The following is a 10,555-nucleotide window of genomic DNA, read 5'->3' as shown; positions in this document are numbered from 1 at the left end:
ATCGAGCCGTGGAACAGGGCCATGTATCATTTCAATGACAAGTTCTATTTCTGGCTCCTGAAGCCTGTGGGCCAGGGCTACAAGTACGTCATACCTGAGACCTTCAGGATAATATTCAGTAACTTCTACGAGAACATAATGATGCCCATCCGCTTCGTGAACAACCTGCTCCAGGGGAAGCCGGATTACGCGGGGCGCGAGCTTGCACGTTTTGTCATCAATTCCACCGTCGGGGTTGCCGGGTTCCGGGACTGTGCCAAGGATTGTTTCGGGATTACAGGCCGCAAAGCGGATCTTGGCCAGACGCTCGGCAAGTACGGCATAGGCTCCGGGTTCTATATCGTGTGGCCCATCCTCGGTCCTTCCAACCCCCGTGACACAATCGGATGGGTAGGGGACCATTTTCTGAAACCTACCACCTATCTCAGTTCAGACCTGTTAGACGCTGAAACGATAGCCCTCACTGCCCATGAAAAGGTCAATGATTTCTCCTTCCATATCGGGGACTATGAAACGCTGAAAGGGGCTGCCATCGACCCGTACATCGCCATACGAGACGCCTATGTCCAGTATCGCAAAAAGCTCATAGAACAGAACGGGGGATCGCAGGAGAGCGACAAGACATCGAAGGACGATAAAAAGGAGTAGATCAAGGATATCCCCAGCGCCTTCCGATCAGATCCGTAATGGGGGAGGAGGTTCCATACCAATGATCCGAAGTCTCATATGGTTTTATATCTTTGGGGGCGTATTCGCTTCGGCAATGTTCCTGAGGGCGTACCAGGACCTTGCAAACCTCACGATCGGGATCTTCCTGCTTGTATCCGCCCTCGTGGTATATAACAAGCGTAATGAGATAGAGAACTGGATAAACGACAGGAAGGATAAAGGCAGTGAAGGGTAGTACGAGGAAACTTGTTTGTACGCTTTATATTTTCGATAAAGAGAGGAAAGAGATGAAAACAAAAAGATTAAGTGCCGCTGCAACTTTTAGTGTGTGGGTCGCCTGCACAATGCTGGTCGCCATGCTTGGGTCAGCGCAGTGTTGGGCTACAGAGCCCGTCCTCGGGGGGTCGTCAGGCAATGTAGCCACCGGATCGGCCGGAGGTGCAGCTTCTGAGGGCAGCAGTCAGCTCGAAAGGTGTACCGAATCCTTTGGAACCGTTGCAGTTGTGGAGGATCAGACGGCACCCTGGTATAGTACCCTGTCGGAATACAAGCTTGGCTCCACCGTACCCGTGCTGCGTATGATGATTCAGCAATCGAACTGTTTTGTTGTGGTTGAACGTGGCCGTGCGATGCAGAATATGATGCAGGAACGAGCCCTTGAGCAGAGCGGGGAAATGCGTCAGGGGAGCAATTTCGGGAAAGGGCAGATGGTAGCGGCTGACTATACCATGAGTCCTTCAATCCAGTTCAGTAAAAAAGGGACCGGGGGTGTCAGCGGTGCTTTGGGTGGTCTTTTCGGGTCGGTAGGTCGGGTAGTGGGATCGATAGCCGGCGGTTTGAAGTCAAACGAGGCCGCTACCACGCTTCTTCTGACCGACAACCGTTCCAGCGTCCAGTTGGCTGCAGCGGTGGGGAGCGCAAAGAACTATGACTTCAACCTCTTCGGCGGCATATTCGGGAGTGATGCAGGCGGATCTTTAGGCGGCTATACAAACACGCCGGAGGGAAAGATCCTGACGGCCGCTTTTATGGATTCGTACAACCAGTTGGTCAGGGCGGTGCGTAACTACCGGGCGCAGACGATCAAAGGGGGACTCGGTACCGGGGGACGTCTCGGTGTGCAGGGAGGGCAGACCCCGGCATCGACGGAGATCAAATAGGACTCGCCGGGCTTAGAGTTTTATGTGCCCTTGAGGATATGTCCATAATTAAATAACGATCCCTGAGAAGCAACTCGATTTTTGAAGTAGTTGCAGGATGCATAAAAAATTAATGTAGTAATGATAATGCATTGGAAAGTACATATGGTCTTCACTATGCAACGGTGAGTAATCCAATCCGGAACCGTGAGAAAAGATAAAATACAAGATAAAAGACCTGACCCCACCCCCCCCACCATTTTTGAGATCACTGCGAGTGATCTCAAAAAGGAGAGGGATCACATGATGAGAGAACCGGATCAGCAATAAGAACAAGAAAGATTAATTTAAGGATTTCTCCTCTATAACCTTTTCATGAAGCCATATTTTGATAAGGGCGCCTCGATCAACACCTATTCTTTCACGAATTGCGTCAATATCCCGCACAAGAGATTCTGCAATGTCCAACGTTATGCGTATCTTTTTGCTCGAACGGGTTACCTTGGCCTTCGATAGATCGATGAGATCCATAACATCCTCTCCCGCATCAAACCTCTTGTCAAATTCGTCCGTTGTTTTAGCTAAAAGTTTCTTTTTCATAGATTTTCTTCTCCTTGGTTCTCGCTCGCCGTACCGAAATGATACGGACAGCGTCATCCCTGATTGTATATATGGCCGTCCATACCTTGCCTTCTATGGATCCAATCACAATCCATCTCTTCTCTATCGGATAAGGAACCTCGATCTCGATCCTGTTTTCATCAAGCCATATCTTGCGGGCGGTTTCAAAGTCGATCCCATGTTTTTTAAAGTTGGACCTGCTCTTTTCCTTGTCCCACTCGAATCTCATATACATTAATTATACAATATTTGTACACATTTGCAACAGTTGTATGTAAAGACAAGATCTTTGTGCTACCGGGCGCCGAATCTGCGAGGAAAGGTGCTCGCCTCACCGTGAATTTTGGAAACATAATAGGGATAAATTGCATTATTAAGGCAAAGGTGTTGGGCGCATCCATATAGGGACGCCTCACACCTCATGTAACCACGGCAAAGAATTTCATTGTATTTTTATAACCTTTGGAGGAAGATAAAAGTAAGGGTGGGATTATGGGGATCAATCATCTGACAAGAGATTCTTTGGCTGGGGGATGGTTATTGAACGTCCCCTCTTAACACTGGTTGTGATAAGAGATATTTATAATTTGATGGACGCCGCCCCCATAGGCCCACAAGTAACGATATGGGAAACTAACTATGGGAAGAAACAATAGGATACGGAGGGCCCAAAAGAAGCTTAACAAGACGAGGAGAAGAAAAGAGCTTAATAAAAAGAGAATAATAAAAAACAATAAGCCATTCAGCCCTGCGTTGCAGATGATGCAAAATCCATTTGCGAACTTAAGCGATATTGATCGAAAACAAGCCATACAAGAGTTTATCCAAAATAGTGAAAAAATATATCAAGAGTCTCTCGCCAAGGTCAGGGAAATACTACATCGTTATGATCCAATTTCCATCCTTTCTTTATTGGCTACATATGGCCTCACTGTAGGTGTAGGTAAAACTGGCATTCAAAAAAATGATAGCGATTTTGAGATGCTTCAGTCTCATGTTGAAATATGCCAAGCTCTAGCGCTTCAAATCAAGTCAGAAGAACTACAAAGACAGCTTGTTGACAATGATGTATTTCAAGAGTTGTGTGATGCCCTTATAAAGCTTATGCGGGCAGACGATTACAGGGATTTAGAACCGGGCATTGAAGATGAGCCGGAGGAAGCAAAAGAAGTCAGGCTGTTACAGCAGATGATACGAATTAACACGAAAATGGTCCGTAACTGGGGCTACTTCTCGCAAGTAAAGTCTATTTCACAGGAAGTCTATGGATACTTTGATGGGCTACTTGAAAAAAAATATGGTTTTTGTGCTAGTAATATAATTGACCTATTTCAGTTACTTATAGACGAAATAGAGACTGCCATCTCAAATCGATACCAGCATCTATCGAGGTTATATAAATTAAAAGATAAAACTGAGTTGGTTTACAAGTATTATGAATTGATCGGGGAACCAACTGATAAAGCTGATCAATTTTTACAAGGCATAGACATTGCATCTATTCCCTTTAAGTCATTGTTCACAATGTTGGTATCCCATTATGATCTATGGTTACATAAGAACTATGAATTCTCCCCGGAGTATCTGTCGGGCAAGCTTGGAGTTGATAAAGATGTAATAAAAAAAATGCTGGATGAATTTTCGTATGAATGGGGTGGCTTAGAATCGTATGAAACAGAACATTTGTATCTTTCCAATCCTGTCTGGTTGCGTCCAGTAATTAAAATAGAGCCTGATAAATATTTCTGCGTATTTCCCCAAGTATTTTTTAGCTTCATTATTCCTTTTTTAGACAGGCTTGTAGAAAAAATTAACAAGGAAGCTCTCAGCGATAGACGGGCTAATTATCTGGAAGAAAGGATTGTCGATATTATAAATAGAAGATTTCCAGAATCTAATACTGTTTCAGGAGTGGAGTGGAAGTTTAATACTACAGAATATGAAACTGATTTAATTACATTTATTGACTCACATGCAATCATTGTCGAAGCAAAGTCGGGCAAGATAAGTGATCCAGCCCTAAGGGGGGCACGTGATCGTTTAAAAAAACATATTGAAGAAATTTTAATCGCTCCCAATATTCAATCTAAGCGACTAAAGGAAAAGTTGGAGGAATTAATAACTAAACCGGAAATGGTTGATGAACTGCGTGACAAACTGCCTATAGATCTGAATAGCATTCATAAAATAATACGTGTTTCGGTATCGCTAGAGGATTTTGCCTCAATTCAGGCTAATATTGCTCAATTGAGAGAAACCGGATGGTTGCCTGAGGACTTTGAACCATGCCCAACAATGAATTTAGCGGATTTTGAAACATTATTTGATTTCCTAGATCATCCGGTTCAAATTATCCATTATTTAGAGAGGAGGCAAGAGCTAGAGGGTGTGTTTAAATATATGGGTGATGAGCTTGATTTGATGGGTTTGTATATAGGAACCCTTTTTAACATTGGCGATGTTGATCCAGACGACAATTTTGTAATGACCGGAATGTCGTCTCCACTGGATGCATATTACAATTCTAGAGATGCTGGTGTTGATATACCAAAGCCTAAACCTCAAATTAGTCCTTTATTCTCTGGAATTTTGCACCAATTAGAAAGACGACATACGCCTCGATGGACAGAAATTGGCGTAATCCTGAATAGATTTTCTCCTGATGACCAGCAAAAACTTACAAAAATGATCGAGACTCTCAAGAAAAACGTTCGGAAGAACTGGATGATAACTGGTCATAATAATATGGTTATTTGTGTACCACCCAAAGCTTCTAAATATGCCATTTGCTATGTCATATATAACAATAATAATGCTCATAGAAGGAATGAATTTATACAAAAAGTAGCTAGATCTGGACTCGAAGTTGAGCATGTTGAACAATGTTTGGTAATAGCAAAAAACTTGGATGATAATGATCTTCACTACCACTTTATTGGGTTGATGGAAAAACAAAAATATCCCCATGCCTCCTAAAAACAGTGAAAGGGGATCAAGGGAACAGTAGTACCAACCCTTGACATTTGAAAACACAAGGGGAGGTTAAAATTATAAACCATCGGTACAGGGACGTTGGTAACTTGTTCATGATCTTTTATTATCTTTGGTATCTCAACGTGTGGGACGTGCCAAACTGACGCGCTATTTCGGCAACCGGCATACATAACTCCGGTGGCAGCAAGTTAGTTACCAAAGTTACCAACGTCCCTGAACACCTGAACACCCGTCCCTGAACACCCTGAACACCGCTTGCCCTTCCATTGTACACTCCCTCCTCTCGTTAGTCGAGGGTGTCTACTTTAGTGGGGAAGGTACGCGATCGGGTGCACGCAATCGTTGTGCGATCCTGTTTTGTCACGTTAGTCAACTACGTCCCTGATTTCCGCTCATCACTTTAAGAACAGCTCACCACGGATGAAGGATCTCTATGGGAGGGTAGCGTACAAACACGGAAAGAATACTGCCCGGGTAGCAATAGCCCGGGAGATGCTGAAGATCATCTATGCGATGCTCATACACAGAAGACCGTTCATCAGGGAATAGACCGGTCGTCTCCCTGGGGTCATGGCTTGTCCTTGAGACAAAGCCCTTGAGATCTGAATGAGAGGCCGGTATCCGACAGTATAGTGTGCCGAAAGAGCACGGATAGGTGACTGAAACCTTGCATTGGTCCTTACAGGGACCCTTACGGATCGGCCCGGAGGAGGTGCTTTCACTTTTTACTTGACGTTCTTTTTCATAGGTGACCCCTTACCCGCTTACCCGACCCTGAACAGTGAACAGTGTCCCTGAACACCGATGAACACTGAACATATTTATGTCCCCATAGGCACACAATAATGGGCTAATTGCCTTTCCAAACTGATATTAGTAGTTCAGTCAAAAAACGGTAATTAGTCTTCCGGAAAAACAATACGAGCACTTATGCCAACCTTGTCGAGCAAATAAAGCAATCCTCCGCCATCAATTAATTCTATAGGTTTATCTTTTGCAAACTCATATGCATCAGGACCATAATTGCTCGTGGTTACAAGAATACCTTTGTTCGCGCCCTCATTCATCATTGTGCCGTATAAATCCCTCACAGCCGAAACTCCTACAACATTTTTGTATCTTTTGGCCTGAATTACTACCTTTCCTCCCAAGACAGGTCTTACATCAAATGCAACAGCATCAACACCGCCGTCTCTCGATGATCTTGTCAGTTTTGTTTCGAGGCCCATTTTCATAAACAAATTACTTACAAAGTTTTCAAATTCAAAGGGATTTAGGTCCATAATATTAAAACGGCTATCTATTTCAGAAAGAACATCCTTTTGGTCTATAAATCGTTTGTCAACCATATCAAACTCGATGATGGGTTTTACGGCAACTAATTCTGATGGTTGTGGAGATACCTGCGCACCGAGATTCCGCAAACATGCCTTTTTATCAATCTTATCTAATTGAATCTCTTTAAAATTTTCTTTTGTTGTTCTTACGGACATGAGATATGGTTTGATATTTTTTCCCGTTGCTGGATCTATGGTCTGTACAAACCCATTAAATACAACTACGTCAATATGGTTGCCCTGATCAGCCTCAATGACTTCATGTATGGTGCGAAGAGTAATTGATGAAACGATGTCTTGATATAAATTTTTAATATCTGTTGCTTTTCGTGGTTTTTCCTCTATGATATCACGTGTTTTATTATATTTATATTCCACTACTGGAGGTACTGTATTTGAAGCCGGTAGCTGATAATCAATAACCAATTCTTTTGATTCTGGAGCATAAGTAATTCTAAAATTTTGTGGGCAGCCATCAGGATATTCGGACCTTTCTAACACCATTGTATTATAGTCAACAACGCCCTCCTTGGAGCCGCTTTTGTAAAGAGATTCAAATTCATCAATGGCCTTGTTTTTTTCTTCAATATCGAGGAGAAATGCTTTCTTTTTGCCCCCATATTCATTTTTGAGCAATTCTAATTTTTTCTTTCTTTCAACCTCGGTTTGTTCATAATGTTTCAAGGCGGTATTGTATTCTTGTTCTGCTTTTTTTGAGGAAGCATCGTGCCGTTCTTTCCAGCCTGGGATAAGTTTCGTAAAAAATGTTGGTGCCGATACTTTTGACATATAAATATCTTTACTCGGAGCTACAGTTGGTGTTGACACTTCTTTTGGGGGATTAAAGGGCTGATACTGATTCCGCAACCTTAAAGAAGAAAATGTAATCGTATCGTCTTTAGATAGCGTATTCTCCAATATTGAATTGAGATCCTCAATTTGTTCCAGAAGCCCTTGATTATTTTCTTCTACTTCAGCTATTCTATTTTCAATATATCTCTGCTTTTCCTCTTTCTCAAATAAGTGCCTTGCTCTTTCTTGTTCGCGTTCCAGCCTTGCATTATAGCGGATCGCCCTTCTTTGCTCCATCCTTGCCTGACGCTGGGATCGAGCAACTTCTTTTGCAAGAATAGTAAAAAATCCTGATCTCCTCCCCATAATCCACCCCTTATTTTCTATCTATGTTAAACATTTTTACATTGTCAAATGCGTCTGTCAATTCATAAGTTTATGCGCAGAACAAAGGGACCAGCTGTTGACAAGAGATAATAAAACCATAGACGAGTAGAAAAGCAGAATGCCATGAAAGGTGTGAGACGTTCGGCGAGAAATACGGCAGAGGGCAGAGAGATAAACTTTTCAGTAAAGTTTTTTGTTTCAGCTAACTGCTATCGACTATTCACTGTCTTTGTCCCGGATATATCACGTAGAGCATCGGTGTCGGGCTTGTTGCTCGAGACTAACCTCGCAATTAAACCGTCCCTTTAGCAAACCGTCGTGAGAGAAAGGCAGCAGAGAGCGGAGAGCTGAGAGCCAAGAGTAAACTCAACAAACCCAATGAACGCGAGCGATATAAACCAGCCCACAACGTGGGCGAGAAGGGGTGGCTCCACGGACCGGGGCACCCACCCAGTGGGTGGGTCGCGTGGAGGGGGCGACGCGAGTCCCGATAACTGTAGCCGCTGGAGCGTATGAGCGTGTTTGCGGGGAAAGTCCGGCACCGATGCTTACCGATACTCATACTGATGAAAATCCAAGCTGGTTACTCGATATTCGATGATCGATTATCGACACTGACTGCTGTGTGCTGACGTGCTGACGGCTATCTACCAAGGAGTTGCCTTTATTGTCTCTTACTATCTACTATTCACTATCTACTATCGACTGCCTTTATGCTGGATACTCGTTACTGGATACTCGATGTCGGCGATAAATCCGGCTGTTCAAGTTAGTGAGATTGCCACGCCCTACGGGCTCGCAATGACCTACCTATTACCTGATTACCTTTCACGTTTCACGGTATCTGTTGTACCCTGCGTCTCTGCGAGAGGCGCCTTAAAAATAAAAGCTGTTCAAGTTAGTGAGATTGCCGCGCCCTACGGGCTCGCAATGACCTATTACCTGATACCTGATTACCTTTCACTATCTACTATCGACTGCCTTTATACTGGATACTCGTCGCTGGTCGCTCGATGCTTGATACCCTTTACTCGATATTCGATGATCGATTATCGATAATCGACACTGACTGCTGACGGCTATCTACCAAGGGGTTGCCTTTATTGTCTCTTACTATCTACTATTCACTATCGACTATCGACTGTCTTAATTCATTTGTTTCAATATCCGCTCTAAGTTTTTAAGCTGTTCCCCGTAGCCTGCCCAGTCTCCCTGTTTCTGAAGTCCCTTGGCCCTTTCAAAGACCTGGGCTGCCTCTTTTGCGAGGTCCTGGATAGAGGCCTTTTTCGCTGCTGCCGGCTGCGCCCCTGCACCTGCGGCCGCCGGGGCGGCCTTTCTGCCGCCGAACATTGCTGCCAGGGCCTGTTCGAGGTTCTCCTCCATCACCACGTCGTTCTCGTAGGCCACGATAACCCTCCGTAGTTCGGGCAATCCCCCCTTGTCCTCTGCGGCCAGATAAAGGGGCTGGATATAGAGGAGGGATTTTTCGATGGGGATGATGAGGAGCTTGCCCCGGATCACCTGAGAGCCCCGCTGGCCCCAGAGGGTAAGCTGCTGCGAGATGTATGAATCCTGGTCTATCCGCGCATCGACCTGTCGCGGTCCGAAGACAAGGCGGTCCCTCGGAAAGGTGAAGACAAGCATTTTGCCGTAATTCGGCTCATCGCAGCGGGCAGCGAACCACGCGGCGAGATTGTCCCTCTTGGCCGGGGTATAGGGCACAAGGAGGACGAATTCTTCTTTCTTTTCCTCGGGGAGCTTCATGATCAGGTGGTTCGCGCTCATGGATTTTTCATTATGGACGGGGACCTCCCAGAGGTCTTCCTTGTTGTAAAATACCTTCGGATCGTTCATGTGGTAGGTGGCATATATGGCAGTCTGGACATTAAAGAAATCCCTCGGGTATCTCACGTGTTTCTTCAGGTCCCCGGCCATTTCCCCGATGGGCTTGAATGCTCCCGGGAAGATGGCGCTGTATACCTTTATGATTACATCGGAGGGGTCGCTGACGTAGAAATCGACCTTGCCGTCGTAGGCATCGATGACGACCTTCACCGAATTCCTCATGTAATTTATCCCGTTCTTCAGCGGCTTCGAATAAGGCAGGCGGGTAGATGCGGTATATGCATCGATCATCCAGTAGATCTTGCCGTTATCCGAAACCACTACATAGGGATCCGAATCAAGGATCAGGAAAGGCGCGATGGTACGTACCCTCTGGACCACGTTCCTGTTGTAAAGTATCCTGCTCTCCGGCGTGATCTCCGAAGAAAGGATGATCTTCGCGGTCCGGAAATATGAGGCAAAGATCGCCCGCTTGAACAGGGAATCGAGATGGACGCCGCCTGACCCCTTGTAAGAGGTATATATATTCCCCTTTGATGTAGGATAGCTGAACTCGGGGATCTTCGTATTCACAATGACATAGTCGCTTGTAAGCTCACCGAAGTATATCTCCGGGACAGATATCTTTATATCTGCAGCCGAGATGGGCGGGATATCCTTTATGATGAATTCGGGCAGACCTTCTTTGGAAATCCTGCTTACAGGCCCCATGACAACGCCGTTGCCGTGTGTAAAGACAAACTTCTCGTTGATCCATGACTTGCTGGGGAG

General features: G+C 44.9%; 9 protein-coding genes. 5 read left to right on the top strand and 4 right to left on the bottom strand.

Going from position 1 to position 10,555, the window contains the following annotated elements; translation table 11 throughout:
* The 3 genes from PHU49_06005 to PHU49_05995 all read left to right on the top strand — a co-directional run.
* On the top strand, positions 1-648 hold a 648-nt coding region (locus tag PHU49_06005), incomplete at its 5' end, for a VacJ family lipoprotein (GenBank protein MDD5243553.1).
* Positions 649-709: 61 nt separating this feature from the next.
* Complete coding sequence (locus PHU49_06000; protein MDD5243552.1) at positions 710-904, top strand: hypothetical protein; 195 nt, start codon at positions 710-712, stop codon at positions 902-904.
* 52 nt (positions 905-956) lie between these two features.
* The gene (locus tag PHU49_05995; GenBank protein MDD5243551.1) at positions 957-1,829 is read left to right on the top strand and encodes a CsgG/HfaB family protein; all 873 of its coding nucleotides are present in this window, start codon (positions 957-959) and stop codon (positions 1,827-1,829) included.
* Positions 1,830-2,150: 321 nt separating this feature from the next.
* Here the strand turns inward: PHU49_05995 and PHU49_05990 are convergent, their stop codons facing one another.
* Both PHU49_05990 and PHU49_05985 read right to left on the bottom strand, forming a co-directional pair.
* Positions 2,151-2,408 carry a hypothetical protein gene (locus tag PHU49_05990; GenBank protein MDD5243550.1) on the bottom strand — a complete coding sequence of 86 codons (258 nt, stop codon included), beginning with the start codon at positions 2,406-2,408 and terminating at the stop codon, positions 2,151-2,153.
* The gene (locus PHU49_05985; protein MDD5243549.1) at positions 2,386-2,658 is read right to left on the bottom strand and encodes a BrnT family toxin; all 273 of its coding nucleotides are present in this window, start codon (positions 2,656-2,658) and stop codon (positions 2,386-2,388) included. The genes PHU49_05990 and PHU49_05985 overlap by 23 nt, the downstream gene beginning before the upstream one ends.
* Positions 2,659-3,068: 410 nt before the next feature.
* Here PHU49_05985 and PHU49_05980 point away from each other — a divergent pair, with 410 nt between their 5' ends.
* Positions 3,069-5,405 (top strand): hypothetical protein, encoded by a 2,337-nt coding sequence (locus tag PHU49_05980; GenBank protein ID MDD5243548.1) that lies wholly within the window; start codon positions 3,069-3,071, stop codon positions 5,403-5,405.
* Between the two features lie 438 nt (positions 5,406-5,843).
* The gene (locus PHU49_05975) at positions 5,844-5,972 is read left to right on the top strand and encodes a hypothetical protein (GenBank protein ID MDD5243547.1); all 129 of its coding nucleotides are present in this window, start codon (positions 5,844-5,846) and stop codon (positions 5,970-5,972) included.
* Positions 5,973-6,322: 350 nt separating this feature from the next.
* Here the strand turns inward: PHU49_05975 and PHU49_05970 are convergent, their stop codons facing one another.
* The gene (locus PHU49_05970) at positions 6,323-7,918 is read right to left on the bottom strand and encodes a restriction endonuclease (GenBank protein MDD5243546.1); all 1,596 of its coding nucleotides are present in this window, start codon (positions 7,916-7,918) and stop codon (positions 6,323-6,325) included.
* Between the two features lie 1,167 nt (positions 7,919-9,085).
* Positions 9,086-10,555, bottom strand: a 1,470-nt coding sequence (locus PHU49_05965) for a UPF0182 family protein (GenBank protein ID MDD5243545.1), incomplete at its 5' end; no start/stop codon positions are given.

This window comes from Syntrophorhabdaceae bacterium (genome assembly GCA_028713955.1).
Lineage (GTDB): Bacteria > Desulfobacterota > Syntrophorhabdia > Syntrophorhabdales > Syntrophorhabdaceae > UBA5609.
This window is presented reverse-complemented; position numbering and strand designations above follow the sequence as displayed.

What these genes read in the sequence shown, in the direction of transcription:
- PHU49_06000 (MDD5243552.1), top strand. Translation starts at nt 710, where the DNA reads ATGATCCGAAGTCTCATATGGTTTTATATCTTTGGGGGCGTATTCGCT.
- PHU49_05985 (MDD5243549.1), bottom strand. Translation starts at nt 2,658, where the DNA reads ATGAGATTCGAGTGGGACAAGGAAAAGAGCAGGTCCAACTTTAAAAAA.
- PHU49_05975 (MDD5243547.1), top strand. Translation starts at nt 5,844, where the DNA reads ATGAAGGATCTCTATGGGAGGGTAGCGTACAAACACGGAAAGAATACT.
- PHU49_05980 (MDD5243548.1), top strand. Translation starts at nt 3,069, where the DNA reads ATGGGAAGAAACAATAGGATACGGAGGGCCCAAAAGAAGCTTAACAAG.
- PHU49_05990 (MDD5243550.1), bottom strand. Translation starts at nt 2,408, where the DNA reads ATGAAAAAGAAACTTTTAGCTAAAACAACGGACGAATTTGACAAGAGG.
- PHU49_05970 (MDD5243546.1), bottom strand. Translation starts at nt 7,918, where the DNA reads ATGGGGAGGAGATCAGGATTTTTTACTATTCTTGCAAAAGAAGTTGCT.
- PHU49_05995 (MDD5243551.1), top strand. Translation starts at nt 957, where the DNA reads ATGAAAACAAAAAGATTAAGTGCCGCTGCAACTTTTAGTGTGTGGGTC.